Raw genomic sequence first — 16,820 nt, 5'->3', positions numbered from 1 at the left:
TTTCCTCCTTTTTTACACCTGCGCCCAAGCCTTTTCCAGAAATCGCTTGCAGCCGCTTAATACCATATCCGGTTCTTCATCTCCAAATGGTTTTACTTCAAAACTCATCACTGGCGGGCGTTCTGTATTTAAAAATCCGGCAGCCAGCAGCGTCCTTAAATAGCTTACAGCGTCTTCCAACCCGTTCGCACTGTTCGGGAAACCAAAGCGGGGATGCTGGTCTCCATAGCCATCACAGTCCGGGAGTACCACTGCATTCCCAATATGCGCGTGGGTAATATAATCCCGGATCGGCAGAATCGATTCTTCCACGCTTTCCCGGATCAGCGGGAAATGGCTTAAATCAACCAGCAGCCCAAAATTATCATAGTCCTTTCGTACTTCTTCCGCAAAGCGTTTGGCAAGCGGGGTCGGGCCGATCAGGCTCTTTTTGTCTACATCGTAGTCAAAAATTTCCAGTTCGATCCTCAGGCCGCCTTTCGATTTAGCGTAGGCGCACGCTTCTCTGGTAGAATCAAGTAGCGCCTGGAAAGATTCCTCCTTTGTTTCCTCCTGATAAGGCCCGCTTAAAAAGGCAAGCCCGACCGCTCCTAATTCATACGCTTCGTCGATCCCCTCCTTCAGGCTGTTTAAGGCAACCGTTCGTTTTTCTTCATCTAGGTCATTGATATTGTATCCGGTTGTCAAAAACCGGGGCTGCGCGCCATAGCAAACAGTCATATTCGCTTGCGCGAGGTAGCGCGCAATCCGTGCGCGCGCCTGTGCGTCCTTGATCCAGGAGATCTCTAATGCATCAAAATACGGATCTTCGATCAACTTCTTCAGAATTCGTTCTGTTTCCGGCGAATCCCCCTTCATAATCGCCGGGTAGGACATGAAAGAGATCGTCCCCACCTGCATATATTGCCTGATACTTTCTTTCATCGTTTCTGCGCTCCTTTTTCCATGTTTTCCCGTTCAGCCGTTATGACGTAATACGGGGTCTGCTTCTTCATGTCAGGGAAGATCAGCCCATTGCCAAGCTGGTCCACTACTTCCAAATAATAAAGAATATGCCAGTCCATGTTCAAATATTCTTTTGGGATCACGGCCCGGAACACTCCGTTTTCTTCTTTCATCATCACTTCATGCATCGGCTCAAACTGGTTGACATAGCTGTAATGCAGGGAGACCTTCCACAGCGGCGTACTGCTGTTTATCTGCGCGGTGATTTCAGTATCCTTGCCTAATACAAACTGGCGCACAGGCTGATGGGAAACTTCCAGTTTGGACGGCTCTTTCTGGCAGGAGATCGTCACTTCTTTTGTTGACCTTCTTCCGTTCGTATCAGCCGCTTCGATCTGACAATGATGCTCTATCCCGGATTTTTCCGCGAAAGCCGCATAGATGTCAATACTGTATTCTGAAGTGGAAAGGCGCGTCATCTGATAGGATTTTCCGTCACAAACCAACGATACATTCCCCATTTTAAAAGGCGTGGTCACCGTCGCATGTACGGCCGGTTTTTCCCGGCTGACAGTGACAAACGGCATGGCTGCAATCGCTGGTTCTGCCTGTTTCACAACAATTCCGGACAGGAACCAATCTTCCCCATCAAGAGATACCGTCAGATAACCATTATCAACATGGACCGCCGCACGATACTGGTATTCCTCCACTGGATACAATACCTGCTCTTCAAAGCTTACATCTCCTACTGTGATGTTCATTGGACCGTGCACCTTTGCCTGTGCCGTGCAGTCACAGCAGAATACAACAACTTCATAATCACCGTTTTCAACGTCGATCCTGAAATCAGCCCGGCCGCTTCCCATGACAGCGTCTTCGGTCAGCGCATTCCTGAACCCTTTCATCTGTTCTACCGGATAGCGTTTCCAGCTGTCCCGGCAATATGGGTCGATCTGCAAATCAAACAAGCGAGGCGTTTCCATAGCTACACTGGTAATTTCCTTAGAAGTCGTCCAGCCATATCCCTGCTCCTTGGTATAGACGCTTTCCGGAGAAACCCCGCAAAAGCCTTTGCAGACAGAATAATCCCGCAGCATTGGGAACGGATAGAACGAATGCATGATCGGTTCCCCTGTCATCGGAGCGCCGAAATCAAATCCCGTTTGGAACACTCCAAACTGCTCCGCCTGCTTTAACAGCTGCCCAAGATGCAGTTCGTCTTCGTATACCAGCGGCAATTTGGATTTCCAACAGCCGGCATCATTTGGCCCTGTTACCATTCCGTCATGGTAGTAGTCCTGCGTGATCGAAACGATCCGTTCCCAATAATCGGTCGCTTTTTGGATCTGGCAGTATGCCTTTTTCAAAAAGCCAATATCCCGAGTTTCATAGAACAGTTTTAGGTTCACAGCCGCTTTTGTTTTCACCGCATGGTAAAGCGCCAAAAAGCTCATGGCGGAGAAATCAATCACAGTGGACTTCAGTTCTTTAGAAGCATCTGCCGTATCCAGCTTAGAAATCGCCCGTAGGGTTTCTTCTCCCATCTTCTTAAAGTGCGCCGCACTTTCTAACGGAGTCATCAAGCCGCTGGGCTCGTGCTTTAATAAGCGTTCCACAAACGGCTCAATAGTGTCAATCACACACTCGTCGGAGGTCGGTGTCTGCAAGTAAAGGTCTAATAATCCCCCGGTGTCGATCTCCGGCCAGATGTACATGTTATAATCGCTGAGCATGTACTGGACTAAAAACGTCAGGATATTGCTTCCCGCTTCATACACGTCCAAAACCTGCTCTGCCTGTTTTCCGAACCGCTCTTTCATTGGCAGCATCCAAGCACGTTCCGGACACTCAGGGTTATAGCTAAGGCGTCCGTAAAGTGTCTCAAACATCCAGTAGCGGCTGTATTCATGCTGATAGTATTCGTCCTCCGAATGTTTCAAGATCCGCCAGTTTCCGGGAGCATTTCCATAGCCTTTTTGCGCGAGTTGGAGGTTTATTTCAAAGCCGCTTTCCCCTCCCAGCTTTAAAGAACGGGCAAACCGTTTCACATATTCCGGATCGCCCCACAGCATCACGCGCGGAGAGCCTAAACTCCAGACCTGATAGATAAAGTCGGTTTTCATCGGCTGTTTTAAGAAATCAGAATAGCTATAGCCCGGATCGATTTTGGCAGGCTGGTAAGGCGCGCCCATAAACTCGCCCCAATATTTGCAGGAAAGCCGGGTCATCGGCACCATTTGCAGGGCGTTTTCTACCGTTTGAGGTTCTGCCAGCCAGCAGCGGAAATCAAAAATAAAAGGACGGTCCGCTTCGTGCATAGCACGGAATAAGGTATCGGTAAAAAATTCGGTCTGCTGGTCGGTCGGGATCCCAGATTCCCAGTTTGCACGGATCTGCAATCCCTGAATATCCGGAAATTCCTCAATGACCTGCTTCATGGAAGTGTAGGTGTAGTCTTTCAGATTTTCTTCTGTCAAGTTTACTACGTCGCAGGCCTGCACCCCAGCCATTTCCTTGTGTTTCCATGGGCTTACCTGCCAAATCCCTAAGATGAAGTCGATGCCCCGTTTTTTTGCCTGCCGTGAAATAAAAGCAAGCATATCATGGTTTTTGCGGACCAACGCGTCGGTCAGGCTTTGCGGGCGGATCTCCGGATATGTTTTATTTCTCAGGAAATAGGCGAACATCGGCACCAAGTAAGAGGTTTGATGGCTGAAAACCAGATTAAAGGAATTATACCTGTTCTTCGCCATCTCATCAAAGTATTCCACCCAGTACTGAGGGTTATAAAACCATTCCTGCTCTGTGTCATAGTTATGTAAAAAGGTATAAAGTCCACGGGTTTTGGTATATGGTTTTTCAAACAGTGGGGCCATTTCCGCCAATGTCTTCCCATCCTCAAACCGTTCTATGATCTCCTGACATCCATATAAAAGCCCCGTTTCATCCGAACCCACCAGTAAATAGGTGTTCTGGTCCAGTTGTTCCAGCGCATAAGCTTCTGCACAGCCCGAAAGCTTCTGGAGCTGTGGCATAGACTGGTAATTCACCGTTTCTCCGCGGCCCCATACACCCGCAAGGATCCTTGCCGTTTTTTCTAACGGCTGCTTTTTTAACATATTAAGCGCATACAGCCCCAGTTCTTCCAAGTGCCCTAGGGCCTCGATCTGTGTTTTGTTCATTTGCTTTCCCCTTTTCTTTCCTTTTAGCCCTTTTCACCGCCAACAGTGATCCCTTCGATAAAAGAGCGCTGGAACAGGCAGTATAATAAAACGGTTGGCAAAAAGCTGATAACGGCCGACGAGAACACCAAACCGTAGTTATTGTTCGTTACGGTACGGAACTGGGTCACCCCCAGAGTGATCGTCCACAGTTTGTCATCAGTCAACACGACCAGCGACAGGTCAAATTCATTCCATGCACCAATCAAGGTGAAGATGGCAAGCGCCAGCATCCCCGGTTTCGCCAGCGGCAGGTAAACATACCAGAATGTCTGGAACGCGTTGCTCCCGTCAAGCTGGGCGCACTCCCCAAAGGAGTCAGGTAGATCCTTAAAAAAATTCCGCATCAAAAAGGTTGCGAATGGGATCCCTGTCCCAACGATCGCAATAATCAACCCCAGCCGGGTATTTTGCAGATTCCAGTTGCGCAGCTGCAAAAAGATGGACAGCACGATCGCCTGCATGGGGACCGACATTCCAAATAAGTAGCAGTAAAACACAAATGGGTATTTTGCAAGCCAAAGCTTTGCAAAGGAATACCCAGCCAAGGTAGTGATCGCCAAGCTTAAAACAGTAGCCCCCAGCGTAACGATGATCGAGTTGAAAAAACGCAGCCCAAGCCTTGCAGATTCCCATGCCTGCGGGTAGTTGGAGAATTTGGGATCCTGCGGGAAAAAGTTCCTCCCGGTAAAGATCTCTCCGGTCCCTTTTAAACTGCTGCAGATCACCCATAAAAACGGGATCAGAGCCAGCAGGGTAAACAGGATCAAAACAGCCCCCGAAAACCAATGGATATGTTTTATTTTTGTTCCCCTTGTCATGCTTCTTTCCTCCTACATATCCGCATTGATCTTATCGCTGAAAACGTTGAACGCAATGGTGATGACCATAACCAAAATCCCTAATATTACCGCAGCAGCAGAGGCTAAGCCGTAATCATATTCCAAAAACGCTGTCTTGTATACAAACAGGGAAAGCAGATGGGAGGAATACTCCGGTCCGCCCCTTGTCATTGCCCATACAGTTGCAAAACCCTTTAGCCCGTTGATCAGCGCCATGCTGATTACAAAGGTCAAAATACTGCGCAGTCCGGGAATAGTGACATGGATAAACTGTTTGAACGCGTTCGCGCCGTCCATCCGCGCAGCTTCATAAAGGGAAACATCAATATTCTGTAATCCTGCTAAAAACAGCACCATATAATATCCATATGCCTGCCAGCAGCTTGCCATGGAAGTAGAATAGATCACCAGATCGGGGTCTGCCAGCCATTGCAGGGCCAGGCTATCCAGTCCAATAGCGGATAAAAGGTTATTTAGAATCCCATAGGTCGGGTTAAAGATCTGTGTCCACATTACCGCAGAGATCGTGGTGGCAATTACGTTTGGCAAAAACAAGACCGTTCTAAAAAAACCCATGCCCCGTTTTAGCCGTGAAATCAAAAATGCAATAAAAAAACCTGTTCCACAGGCAAAAAACAAATGCATGACCGCCCAAATAAAGTTATTCAACAGTGATTTTTGGAACTGCGGCTTTTGAAATGCGGTTTGGTAGTTTTCCAAACCCACAAAATTCATAGTGGGCTGAAGCCCATCCCATTCGTTAAAACTGATCTGAACTGTCCAGATAATTGGGATAATCACAAATGCGATCAGCAAAATAGCTGTAGGGATAATAAACACGATCGAGGTAGCAGCATCCGTACAGCTTCGTTTCCGGCGATTATTCCAAAAAGGAGTGGCAGCGTTCATTGAAAAAATCACATCCTCTCAATCAGGCTGGATGCCTGCACGGACAGGCATCCAGCCTCCTATCCCCGATATTATTTTGCGTCATCTGCTTCTTTTGCCGCCTGAATTGCTTTTACCGCTTCTTCCGGTGTTTTCAACCCAGTCAATACCGCCTGATTGGATTCATAATAAGCAGTCTTTTCATTCGCTGTGGTGTAAACGCTTGGATTAAATCCAGCGCCGCCTTCCATTGCTTTTACCGCTTCCAAAGCAACCGGATCACCCTCCAGTTTCCCTTCCGGAACAATTGTAGTCGGGCAGGTACCACGTTTTTCCACATCGTAAAAGTCGATCTTATCATTGATCACATAATCCAAGAATACCAAAGCGCCTTCTTTATTATCAGCATTTTTATTGATCACCCAGCTTTGTGCCAACCCCGCTGTTGGCGCCGATGTTCCTCCGCACTGGCTCGGGAACATAAAGGTTCCAAAATCTTCGTTTTTACACATTTCCTGATCAACAAACTGCTGTAAATATCCGTTTGCGATTACCATCATAGCGCCTTCACCCATCGCGTGGCGAGTCTGTCCTTCAATCCCGGCAATCGCTGCGGCATCATCGTTGATGTATCCCTTGTCGACCCAATCCTTCAGATTTTGGTATGCGGCGATCATTTCTGGACAGTCCCAGCTGGAATCGCCGTAAAGAATATCAGTCATCTTTTCATAGCCCACATTGGACTGGATCAAATTCCCCATTAAATGCCCCAGCGAGAAGTTGTCGTTTGCACCCAAAACGATCGGTTGTACGCCCGCATCTTTTAAGGTTTGCAGGACATTTTCAAATTCTTCCCAGGTGGTCGGCGGTTCAACACCTGCGTCTTCAAAGATCGCTTTGTTGTAATACATTTGGAAAACGTCAACGTTGTCTACAACCTCATAGATCCTGTTGTCAAAGTTATGGAGTGCATCCATCACATAAGGAACGGTTTTATCCGCCCATCCGCGTTCTTCATAATAGGGGGTCAGATCTTCCAGCATCCCAGCTTGCGCCAACGGCAGCACACGTCCCGGCCCGGAGTTTACCATCAGAATATCCGGGGCGTCGTCTGCGGACAAAGTCGCCTGGATCGCCCCTGTATCCACAGCCTGAGAGAGTTTCCGCTCTACCGTATAGCCCGGATTTTTTTCACAGAAATCATCTACAAAACGCTGCCAGAAGTCATCATCATAGGTCATAATCTCCAGATGCTTGTTTTCTTCCGGAGCAATTTTCCCGCCGGTGGATTCGTTGGTCCCGGCGCCAGAAGTCGGCCCGCAACTGCCTAGTAATCCAGCTAACAGCATGGTAATTATTCCCGTTGAAACAATTCGTTTGCCTCTCATCTTTAAAGCACTCCTTTAATATATGGTTTGTTCTACTGTTATACCATACAGGCTCCATATGCCTGTTTCTAAACGATCGGTTTTCCTTTTCTTTTCACGGCCTCCCTGGCCGCTTTTATGACCGCACCAGCATCCACCTGGTATTTTTTTAGCAGTGCAGGATAAGCTCCGCTTTCTGTAAAGCAGTCCTGTATCCCCACCTTCACCAACGGCGCATAGCAATCCCGTTCTGCCATAACATCTAGTACCGCCGCGCCCAGCCCACCGATGACGCTGTGCTCCTCTGCCGTCACAACAGCGCCGGTCTGCTTGACCGAAGCCTCTACGGTCTCTGCGTCTATCGGCTTTATGGTAAACAGGTCAACGACCCTGGCTTCTATTCCTTCCGCGCTTAACCGTTCTGCCGCCTGCAGGGCTTGAGAACACATCACGCCGCAGCTAAAAATAGTGATGTCTATTCCTTCCCGCAAAACACTTCCCTTTCCGATCTTTACCGGTTCCTGCCGAGAAAGAGGCGGCATTGCTTCCCGGGACAATCTAAAATAGACCGGCCCGTCAATTTCCATGGACTGGCGCATGATCTCCTTTACCTGCACCGCGTCGGAAGCCACCAAAATCGTCATGTTCGGAACAGCCCGCATAATCGCAATATCATCTGCCGAATGGTGGGTCGCACCATCATAAGAATCGGAAAGCCCGCCATAAGCACCTGCCAACCGCACCTTACAGTTCATGTAAGCAATCAAGCTCCGGGCCGGCAAAAGACCGATCGTGGTGATAAACGCCGCAAAGGTGTTCACAAACGGAACCATTCCCGCTTTTGCAAGCCCAGCCGCCATAGAGGTCATGTTTGCCTCCGAAATCCCAACATTGAAAAACCGGTCAGGAAATTCCGATTGGAACAAGCAGGACTTAGTAGACGAAGAAACGTCGGCATCTAAAACGACCAATTCCGGATATTCCTTTCCCAGTCGCACCAATTCCGCTCCATACACATCACGAATTGCTGGTTCCATCTTTATCCCCCCTTAACTCAGCGATCGCCTTTTGGTACTCTTCTTCGCCGATCGGTTTTCCGTGCCAGATGTTCTGCCCCTCCATAAAGGAAACGCCTTTTCCCTTTACCGTGTCCGCCAAAATAACTGTCGGCTGGCCTCTGTGTTGTTTTGCCCCATCAATAGCCTCGCACAGCTGTTCTAATTGGTGTCCGTCGCAACAGATTACATGATAGCCAAATGCCCGCCACTTTTGTAAAAGCTCCGGCATCGGCATGATCTGCTGTGTTGTCCCGTCCAACTGAACATGGTTATAGTCAACGATCGTGATCAAATGATCCGCCTGGAATTTGGAAGCGGACATCGCCGTTTCCCAAATAATTCCCTCATTGAGTTCCCCGTCGCCAAGGATCGCATACACATAGCTGCCGTTGTTCCCTTGCAGTCGGTCGCCTAATGTAAGCCCCAATGCCGCCGAATACGCCAACCCCAACGGGCCGGAAGAGATCTCTACCCCCGGAAGTTTTTCCGCGCAGGGGTGCCCCTGCAGACGGCTGTCGATCTGCCGTAAGGTCTTTAGCTCCTCTTTCGGAAAAAATCCCTTTTCCGCCAAAAGCAGATAAAGCATCGGCGCCGCATGGCCCTTGCTGAGTACAATCTTGTCGCGGGCAGGGTCTTTCAAATTTTGGGGCGAGATGTTGGCCTTTAAAAAATAAAGCACGGTTAAAATTTCACAGCAGGAAAGCGATCCGCCCGGATGCCCCGTGCCCTTTTGATGTAACAGGTCGATGAGTTCGATCCTCAAATTCCGGCACAAAGCTTCATACCGCGCAAAATTTTGGTATGTACCTGTCATTTTTCCGCCCCCTTTTTTGCGTCAAATAATGGTTTTAAAAATTCGATGCCACGTTTTGCCGCAAGGTCGGGCGTTGGCTCCGGCAAGATCTCAAGCGAACACCAGCCGGTATATCCGATCTCTTCCAATGTGTCCAAAATTTTTGCAAAGTCCAAATGGCCTCTTCCCGGCGAATAGCGGTTGGAGTCTGCTAAATGCACATATCCCACCTGATCCGCATTCCGTTTGAAGCTGGCGCAGATGTCATCGTCTTCAATATTCATGTGGAATACATCCGGCATCACCCGAAGGTTGGGGTGTCCAATCTTTCTGGAAAAGGCGGAAGCTTCTTCCACCGAGTTTAAGAAATTGGTTTCATACCGGTTCACCGGCTCCACCACAAGCTTGACCTCGTACTTTTCCGCATACGGCAAAATTATATGCAGTCCCTGTAAAAATAATGCTTCTACTTCTTCGCGTGTCTGCCCGGGGCCAACAAATCCACGCGCCCGCCCTATATTGACGATTCCGCCATGTTCCGAAGCGATCTCGATCAGGCTTTGGAACACCCGGACGGTCTGTTCCCGTATCTCACTCTGTGGGTGGGTAAACCATAATTTAGAGGCGGCAAACACCTGGCCCGTGCTGATACAGCTTACCGGAACTGGGTACCTGCGAAGAATTTCTTTCAACCCTTCATCCTTGAATTCATCAGCCGACTTCAATGCCAGTTCAACACCGTCGAACCCATATTCCACCGCTTTTTGAATCGCCTGTTCAAACCCGCGCCAAACCACAAACGCAGAATCACCAGCCTGTTTGGAGGCGACCGCAATTGACAAACGCATATCCATCCTCCTTATAGTTGCTCAAAATCAATCTGTTTCAATTTGCAGAACATCTTGATCTGCTCGGTATAATCCCCGCTGATCGCGTGGATATGGTTGCTGTGGTACCGCGAGATTAGCTCTTCCGGATCAGAGGATACTTTGGCATATCCATGCGGCCAGGCTGGACAGGTTTGCTCCAGCATCTCCTCCGGCATATCGTGGAACTGACCCACAAACACCTGAAATTGATACGTTTCATTTTTTCTCGTCAAACGGGCAAAGGTCATCTGGCTTTCCCCGGCAATGAATTGAACGTGCGCGCCTTGTCCCCCGTATTTGGGAATGACCGGGCAAAGGGAAACCTTTTTCAAGTTCTCCCGATAATCATCGCTTTGCGCTGCGTACCAGGTAGAGCAGGCTCCGCAGTTGCAGAACACAAACAAATCTTCCTGTTTTAAGAAATGCCTGAAATCGCTGAACAGGACCGGTTTTCCGGAAATCAGTTTCAGCACCTGCATTGTCAGCGCGCCGTCGCTGTCTGCTTCACAAGAAAAGACGACCGGCTCTTTCGGACCATCCCAGTCATACGGGTCGTTGCAAAAGGCCGCTGAAATACATTGCGGATAATAGTACTCGCTGAAATCATAGTGGCATTTCACCCCTACAAAGGAATAACCCCGTTCCCGGATCAATTCCTTTAACGCTATGTAACATTTGATCTGCATGATCAGGGACCCACGCGTTAGCTTTCCCCCGTCATAGCAGATGCGGCGCAGGTTGTTTTCCAGCCATGAAAGGGCTTTCTGCGCCTCTTCGTCAGGCACCAGCTGCGCCCTGCGCAGAATTTCCAGCTGATCTACATGATCCACATCGACCCCAAATTTACTCAGCCATAAATCAGGATTCACACTTCCCGAAACCATCCCGATGCTCCTGCCGCCGAATAAGCCATAGACCTGCCCCTTCAAACGGCTGGCCGCATAAGCCGCATCCAAAAAGGCAAATACTTTTTTTTGCACAGTTCCTTCCGTGATATTGCCCCAGACCTTTTCACAGGAAAAACCAATTTGCTGGATCCCATTGACCGCCGCCTGTAATCCTCCCAAGCCAGGATAAAGCCCATTTACCGGCGCAATCGCCAAAAGCGGCACTTCCTGAAACAGGCTTGCCAGCACCGCATAGTTCGGAAACGCAAACACCGGCACATTCAGGATACATGCATCCAGCTGATACCCCTGCATCTTGCGGGAAACCTCTGCAGCCTGACAATTAGAAAAAATCGTTTCTGCTGTGAAAACCTCAATATCACCATGTTGTTTTAATACATCTGCAATCTGTTGTTCACACCCAGCAATGTATTCTTTCAAGGTATCATGGACCCGTTCCCTCCCATCTGAAAAGGATAAAATTCCAACTTTTTTCGTAGCCCCCACCTCCGATTTTGAAACGTTTAAATATTTTGGTAAATTAATAAAATCCCTTTCAGGATTTTTCTTTATTTGCATCTTATCAAATTTTCATCTATTTGTCAATACTTTTTTAAAAAAATATAAAAATTTATTTATACTACACAATATCAATAATCTTTTTCAAGAGTACTTGACGTTTGCCCATGAAACATATTATAATGGAAACAGATGGAAAGTTGAAACGATATAAGGAAGTGATAATTTGATTACAATAAAAGATATTGCCAACTTGGCGGGGGTATCTGTCGGAACGGTTTCCAATGTAATCAATGGCACCAAAAATGTTTCTTCCACAAAAAGGCAACTGGTAGAACAGGCGATTCAACAGCTAAACTATGTTCCCAATTCTATTGCACGGACGTTAAAAACAAAGGTTTCTAAAACAATCGGCTTGATCGTTCCAGACATTAGTAACCCTTTTTATTCAGAGCTTGCCAAAGGAGTGGAAGACCACCTCAACGAATATGGCTATGCCCTGTTTGTCTGCAACAAATACCGGACTGCTGAAAAAGAGCGGCAGTATTTGGACAGTCTGGTAGAGAAAAACTCAGATGGGATCATCGTGGTAAAACCTATGCTGGAGCAGGAAGATCTGGAGCGCTACGGAAAACGCTGCAATCTGATCCTAATTGACACCGACTTGTCGCCCAATGACTATTTTGGAGTCATCAATGTCGACGATGATGCCAGCGCATACCAGCTCACAGAACTGATCTATAATATGAACCACCGTAAAATCGCCTATTTTTATGGCGCACAAGGGGCGCGCAGCGACTCCCAACGTTTTAACGGCTACAAAAAATGCATGGAGGAGCATGGTATCTTTTCACAGGACCTTGTTTATGACTGCGGTAGCTACGACATCCAAGGCGGGTATTACATGGCAAATGAAATGTTCGGTCAGGGAAACTTCCCAACCGCAGTCTTTGCTTCCAACGATATGATCGCGATCGGTGTCATCCAATCTGCTTTCGACCACGGGCTGCAAATCCCGCAGGACATCTCCGTGGTTGGCTGTGATGATATTTCTATCAGCGCGTGCCTGCGCCCCACGCTCACTACCATCTCCCGTCCCAAATACCAAATGGGGGCTGTCAGCGCACAACTGATCACTGATTCCCTGTTAAAACAAAAGCCATTTTATTTCAAGGAAATGCTGTTAACTTCTAATCTGATGGTGCGTCAGTCCCTTGGCTCGCCAAAAATAAAATGATCCTGTCTGCCAAAAACAGGCCTCAACAAATGTTGAGGCCTGTTTTTTTATTCTAGAACCCTAAAATTTTTGTGAGATCTTCTTTCAGCACCTGGTCCAGAGCATATGCGTCTTCTTTTTTATCTTTCACAGTGGTGTAATAAGCTTTGATTTTTGGTTCTGTCCCGGAAGGACGGATGCACACGCTAGCCTGATCTTCTAAATGATAGAAGAGAACCGCTGAATTTGGCAGTGCGATCTTTGTTTTTTCCCCGGTCTCCATATCAGTGGTTTCCCCGGTTATGTAGTTGTCTACGCCCAGTACCTTGAGCCCGCCGATGGCGGTTGGAACGTGTTCCTGTAGATTTGCCATGATCTCGTTCATTCGTTCCATTCCAGCCGCCCCCTCGCAGGTAAAGCTCTGCTGGGTATGGTAGTAGAATCCATAGGTCTCATAGATCTTTTCCAGATATTCCAGCACAGTGATCCCCTTGGACCGCAGATACGCTGCCATTTCACAGATCATCATAGAGGCCACAACCGCATCTTTGTCACGTGCATGGGTCCCGATCAAATAGCCATAGCTTTCCTCAAACCCAAAGATATAGCGTTCCGGATGCCCGGCCTGTTCCAGTCCATAGATCTGCTCGCCAATAAATTTAAAGCCTGTCAACACCTGCCGGAACTCCACGCCGTAATGCTCGGCAATTTTTTTCGCAATCGCAGTAGAAACAATGGTAGAGATCGCTACCGGGTCTTCCGGCATCGTTCCCTTTGCGATCCGCTGGGAGCAGATGTATTCCATCAGCATAGCGCCTACTTCATTTCCGGTGATCAGAACATATTCGCCTGTTTTATCCGGAACCGCAATTCCAACACGGTCACAGTCCGGGTCGGTTGCCAGCAAAAGGTCCGCTTTTTCCTGTTTGCACAGCTTCAACCCTAAATCAAGCGCTTCGGCGATCTCCGGATTTGGGAACGGGCAGGTCGGAAAATGTCCATCCGGTTTTTCCTGCGCCTTTACCACGACCACGTCTTTGATTCCGATCCGGTCTAAGATCATCCGTACCGGCTTGTTTCCCGCGCCGTTAAGGGGCGTATAAACGACCTTCAACCCGGCCTCCTTCACTACATCCCGGTTGATCGACTGCTTCTGGATCTCCTGCAAAAAGGCTTCCAAAACATCGTCAGAAATCACTTCGATCATGTCGGAGTCCAGCGCTTCCTGATAGCCGACCAGTTTTACCCCGCTAAAAATATCGACCTTTCCGATATTTTCGAGCACTTGGTTTGCACCTTCCAGGGTGATCTGGCAGCCGTCATCTCCATATACTTTATATCCGTTATATTTAGCCGGGTTGTGGCTGGCTGTTACCATCACCCCTGCGCTGCAATGCAGGCGGCGCACCGCGAAAGACAAGCACGGAACTGGCATCAGCTCTTTATAGATATATGCCTTGATCCCATTTGCCGCCAAAACTCTGGCCGTTTCCTTAGCAAAGACATCCGATTTAATTCTGCTGTCATACCCAATTGCAACGGTGCCGTTTTTATATTTTGCATTGATGTAGTCTGCGAACCCCTGCGTGGCACGGCGGATGACATAAATATTCATCCGGTTAGTCCCAGCGCCAAGTACACCCCGCAGGCCTGCCGTTCCAAATTCCAGATCTTTGTAAAAACGGTCCTTGATGCTCTCCACATCTCCGTTTATCGCCGCCAGTTCCTCCTGCAGGTCCTTGTCCTCTAAGTCTTGCCTAACCCAACGCTGATACAGCTCCATTTCTACCATTGCCAATTCCTCCTTAAAATGCTCAATTTGATTCTTCACTTCTATTATACTGGAAGTTCATGTCCAATCATGCCGTAAATTGCCAAAGAAAGGATCCCAATATAGAACAAAGTGATCGGAAAACCCCGGAACGCTTTTGGAACAGCTTTGCTGTTCAGACGGTCATAGGCAATATAGGTCAGATAGGTCGCCAAGGTAAAGCCCAAGCCGGTGCCAATTCCAAAGCCGATAAAGCCCGGCAGATCCAATTCGTATTCGGTCGCGAGCAGGAGTGCCCCCAGCACCGCGCAGTTAAAGGCGCACCGGTGAATAAACATCAGCATGATGTCCCGGTTTTTTAACGGCAATCGGTGCGTGATAAACAGCATCACAATATAAACTACAGCAATAATCCCAACATACACCAACGGCAGGATATAAGAATAATACTGTGTTTCACGGACAAACGGCAGCACCAGGTACGCACCGACCGAAGAAACTGTGGTGATCACTGTCATAATGATCCCAAAGGATAAAATTTGATAACGTTTGCGGATGATCCAAAGCGAAGTAGAAGACCCCAGCGCACGGGAAAAGATGGTATTTTCCGTAAAGGTGGCCAATAGCGTATAGACCAGCATCTTTCCAAAGAAGGTCATCGTAAATTCTGCAAATGTCATGACCGATCCCCTCCTTTTCTCGCTTTTGGTTCTCCGTGCAGGTACAGCCTAAACCGCTGAACACCGGCAGCCAAAAAACCAAGCAGGATAAACCCGCCAAACGGCAGCATAAACCCATAGATCTTCAGCGGAATATTGATCTCGTGCTCCATTAAGGTGCCGTTTCCAAGCAGTTCACGCAAAGCGGCAACTAAAACGATCACTACAAAAAATCCCAGCACATGGGAAAATACGTCCAGCATCATGGAAAGCCTTTTTTTCTTTAAAAAACGGGTTTCCGTTTTAGTCACGATCAAAGAGTTGGTGATGAGCAGCGGCAGAAAAATCCCCACCTTGAACACAGAGCCCGGGAACATCAGATCCATAAGATAGGAAACTGGAATAAACAATAGACCCGCCACGATGACATATAAAATGACACGGATCGCATAAGGCAGTGCCTTTGGCACAAAGGAAGCGACCACCACCGCGAAAAAGGTGATCAGCATAAAGCTCATTCCAAGAACCAGCCCATTTTGCAGGGTATTTGCGGCCGCAATTACCGGAGCAATCACAAGCCCGCGCTCTAAAACCGTATTGTTTACTAAAAGCCCGTCAAACTGGTCGATCTGCTTTTTGTTTTTCTGATAAAAGCGCCTAAACACGACGTCCACCTGCCCTTCTTGCACGGCGTGCGTGCAGGGTTTCACTGTCTGTCATCAAAGCCCCCAGCGCAGGGACCTTTTTCAAAAGCCAGTCCGCAAGCCGGTCAAATTCTTTGGTCAGCGCATTGGCAAGCAGCAGTACAAATACAAATTCCACGTCCAAAGCGCCCGCCGACCGGAAAATCATTGTCATTAGCCCCAGGAAAACCCCATATAAAAGCTGTCCGATCGCAGTCAGCGGCGAAGTGTGCGGGTCAGATGCCATAAAGATAATCCCGAACAGCAGCACACCAGAAGTAATTTCAAATATAACAGAATTCATCCGCCCGGTGCTTGTACGCGCAAACAGGCAGGCATAACAGGCAACCGTAAACAAGAATGCCCCAGTGATCCGGTAGGAGATCGCTTTTCTGAAGCAGAGGAAAATAAAGATCGCAATCAATGCAATCACACAGGTGGCTCCCATCGCCCCGGGATATTCGCCAAGCAACAGCGAAAAACGGGAAATCTGCGGGGTTCCGCCGACATTCATAACAGAAGCTGGAGAAGTTGCATATAATACGCCAGACTCCTCTGTAATATGGAACGACAACGGCAGCCATGTTCCGGGAACAGGGAAACGGAGCACCTGTTCTGGAAAACTGATGCTCATAAATGCAACGCCGATAGCGGCCGGGTTAAAGATATTCCTTCCCGTACCCCCAAACGCGTATTTCCCTACCAGCAGTCCGCTTACAACTGCAATGATCACAATATAATAATCCACGCTTGCCGGCATCAGCATGGCGATGATCAGCGCTGTTACCACAGAGGAATAGTCATGCCGTTCTGCACGCGGCAGCTTAAACAGCCACCGCTTGCAAACAAGCTCCATCAAAAGAGCCGTTGCCACTGAGATTGCCGCAATAACAGCGGGCCTAGGTCCAAAAAAGTAAACAGGCACCGCCAGTAAAGCAAGCAACGCTACTATTACGGAAACACAATGTTCCGAAATAATCATGGTTTTTTTCATGATGAGGAACTCCTATCTGCTGAGATTTTCTCAGAAAAATGCCCACTGGATTTTAATTCCTCCCGTGGGTTTCAGTTCTGTTTCCAAACGAAATCGTATAAACTT

The 16,820-nt window shown here is 48.2% G+C and carries 14 protein-coding genes; 1 reads left to right on the top strand and 13 read right to left on the bottom strand.

Annotated elements, in window-relative coordinates:
• Positions 1-12 precede the first annotated feature (12 nt).
• From CIB36_RS03475 to CIB36_RS03435, 9 genes are all read right to left on the bottom strand, one after another.
• Complete coding sequence (locus CIB36_RS03475; protein WP_093988213.1) at positions 13-924, bottom strand: sugar phosphate isomerase/epimerase family protein; 912 nt, start codon at positions 922-924, stop codon at positions 13-15.
• Positions 921-4,130: a hypothetical protein gene (locus CIB36_RS03470; RefSeq protein WP_093988212.1), complete on the bottom strand. Its 3,210-nt coding sequence runs from the start codon at positions 4,128-4,130 to the stop codon at positions 921-923. Before CIB36_RS03470 ends, CIB36_RS03475 begins: the two co-directional genes overlap by 4 nt.
• A 23-nt stretch (positions 4,131-4,153) precedes the next feature.
• A complete protein-coding gene (locus CIB36_RS03465) occupies positions 4,154-4,990 on the bottom strand; it encodes a carbohydrate ABC transporter permease (protein ID WP_093988211.1) in 837 nt (278 codons plus the stop codon).
• A gap of 12 nt (positions 4,991-5,002) precedes the next feature.
• Positions 5,003-5,920, bottom strand: a complete 918-nt coding sequence (locus tag CIB36_RS03460; protein WP_093988210.1) for a carbohydrate ABC transporter permease — start codon at positions 5,918-5,920, stop codon at positions 5,003-5,005.
• 71 nt (positions 5,921-5,991) lie between these two features.
• Positions 5,992-7,287 (bottom strand): ABC transporter substrate-binding protein, encoded by a 1,296-nt coding sequence (locus CIB36_RS03455; protein ID WP_093988209.1) that lies wholly within the window; start codon positions 7,285-7,287, stop codon positions 5,992-5,994.
• A 68-nt stretch (positions 7,288-7,355) separates the two neighbouring features.
• Complete coding sequence (locus CIB36_RS03450; RefSeq protein WP_093988208.1) at positions 7,356-8,303, bottom strand: transketolase family protein; 948 nt, start codon at positions 8,301-8,303, stop codon at positions 7,356-7,358.
• Entirely contained in the window at positions 8,284-9,138 is an 855-nt protein-coding gene (locus CIB36_RS03445; protein ID WP_093988207.1) for a transketolase, read from the bottom strand. The genes CIB36_RS03450 and CIB36_RS03445 overlap by 20 nt, the downstream gene beginning before the upstream one ends.
• A complete protein-coding gene (locus CIB36_RS03440; protein ID WP_093988206.1) occupies positions 9,135-9,965 on the bottom strand; it encodes a sugar phosphate isomerase/epimerase family protein in 831 nt (276 codons plus the stop codon). Before CIB36_RS03440 ends, CIB36_RS03445 begins: the two co-directional genes overlap by 4 nt.
• Positions 9,966-9,976: 11 nt before the next feature.
• On the bottom strand, positions 9,977-11,452 hold the full coding sequence (locus tag CIB36_RS03435) for an L-fucose/L-arabinose isomerase family protein (protein ID WP_093988205.1): 1,476 nt from the start codon (positions 11,450-11,452) through the stop codon (positions 9,977-9,979).
• Positions 11,453-11,618: 166 nt separating this feature from the next.
• Here CIB36_RS03435 and CIB36_RS03430 point away from each other — a divergent pair, with 166 nt between their 5' ends.
• The gene (locus tag CIB36_RS03430; protein ID WP_093988204.1) at positions 11,619-12,629 is read left to right on the top strand and encodes a LacI family DNA-binding transcriptional regulator; all 1,011 of its coding nucleotides are present in this window, start codon (positions 11,619-11,621) and stop codon (positions 12,627-12,629) included.
• Positions 12,630-12,681: 52 nt separating this feature from the next.
• Here CIB36_RS03430 and CIB36_RS03425 read toward each other — a convergent pair whose 3' ends face one another.
• The 4 genes from CIB36_RS03425 to CIB36_RS03410 are packed head-to-tail and all read right to left on the bottom strand — an operon-like array spanning position 12,682 to position 16,715.
• The gene (locus tag CIB36_RS03425; protein WP_093988203.1) at positions 12,682-14,400 is read right to left on the bottom strand and encodes a phospho-sugar mutase; all 1,719 of its coding nucleotides are present in this window, start codon (positions 14,398-14,400) and stop codon (positions 12,682-12,684) included.
• A gap of 44 nt (positions 14,401-14,444) precedes the next feature.
• Positions 14,445-15,059, bottom strand: a complete 615-nt coding sequence (locus CIB36_RS03420) for an Rnf-Nqr domain containing protein (protein WP_093988202.1) — start codon at positions 15,057-15,059, stop codon at positions 14,445-14,447.
• Positions 15,056-15,712 (bottom strand): Rnf-Nqr domain containing protein, encoded by a 657-nt coding sequence (locus CIB36_RS03415; protein WP_158662567.1) that lies wholly within the window; start codon positions 15,710-15,712, stop codon positions 15,056-15,058. Before CIB36_RS03415 ends, CIB36_RS03420 begins: the two co-directional genes overlap by 4 nt.
• Entirely contained in the window at positions 15,696-16,715 is a 1,020-nt protein-coding gene (locus CIB36_RS03410) for an RnfABCDGE type electron transport complex subunit D (RefSeq protein ID WP_093988200.1), read from the bottom strand. The genes CIB36_RS03415 and CIB36_RS03410 overlap by 17 nt, the downstream gene beginning before the upstream one ends.
• Between the last annotated feature and the right edge of the window lie 105 nt (positions 16,716-16,820).

This window comes from Massiliimalia timonensis (assembly GCF_900186585.1).
Classification (GTDB): Bacteria; Bacillota; Clostridia; order Oscillospirales; family Ruminococcaceae; genus Massiliimalia; species Massiliimalia timonensis.
The sequence above is the reverse complement of the archived record's forward strand: the minus strand, read 5'-3'. Positions and strand labels throughout refer to the sequence as shown.

Excerpts from the sequence above, each read along its gene's own strand:
- CIB36_RS03475 (WP_093988213.1), bottom strand. The coding sequence starts at position 924 with ATGAAAGAAAGTATCAGGCAATATATGCAGGTGGGGACGATCTCTTTC.
- CIB36_RS03470 (WP_093988212.1), bottom strand. The coding sequence starts at position 4,130 with ATGAACAAAACACAGATCGAGGCCCTAGGGCACTTGGAAGAACTGGGG.
- CIB36_RS03465 (WP_093988211.1), bottom strand. The coding sequence starts at position 4,990 with ATGACAAGGGGAACAAAAATAAAACATATCCATTGGTTTTCGGGGGCT.
- CIB36_RS03460 (WP_093988210.1), bottom strand. The coding sequence starts at position 5,920 with ATGAACGCTGCCACTCCTTTTTGGAATAATCGCCGGAAACGAAGCTGT.
- CIB36_RS03455 (WP_093988209.1), bottom strand. The coding sequence starts at position 7,287 with ATGAGAGGCAAACGAATTGTTTCAACGGGAATAATTACCATGCTGTTA.
- CIB36_RS03450 (WP_093988208.1), bottom strand. The coding sequence starts at position 8,303 with ATGGAACCAGCAATTCGTGATGTGTATGGAGCGGAATTGGTGCGACTG.
- CIB36_RS03445 (WP_093988207.1), bottom strand. The coding sequence starts at position 9,138 with ATGACAGGTACATACCAAAATTTTGCGCGGTATGAAGCTTTGTGCCGG.
- CIB36_RS03440 (WP_093988206.1), bottom strand. The coding sequence starts at position 9,965 with ATGCGTTTGTCAATTGCGGTCGCCTCCAAACAGGCTGGTGATTCTGCG.
- CIB36_RS03435 (WP_093988205.1), bottom strand. The coding sequence starts at position 11,452 with ATGCAAATAAAGAAAAATCCTGAAAGGGATTTTATTAATTTACCAAAA.
- CIB36_RS03425 (WP_093988203.1), bottom strand. The coding sequence starts at position 14,400 with ATGGTAGAAATGGAGCTGTATCAGCGTTGGGTTAGGCAAGACTTAGAG.
- CIB36_RS03420 (WP_093988202.1), bottom strand. The coding sequence starts at position 15,059 with ATGACATTTGCAGAATTTACGATGACCTTCTTTGGAAAGATGCTGGTC.
- CIB36_RS03410 (WP_093988200.1), bottom strand. The coding sequence starts at position 16,715 with ATGAAAAAAACCATGATTATTTCGGAACATTGTGTTTCCGTAATAGTA.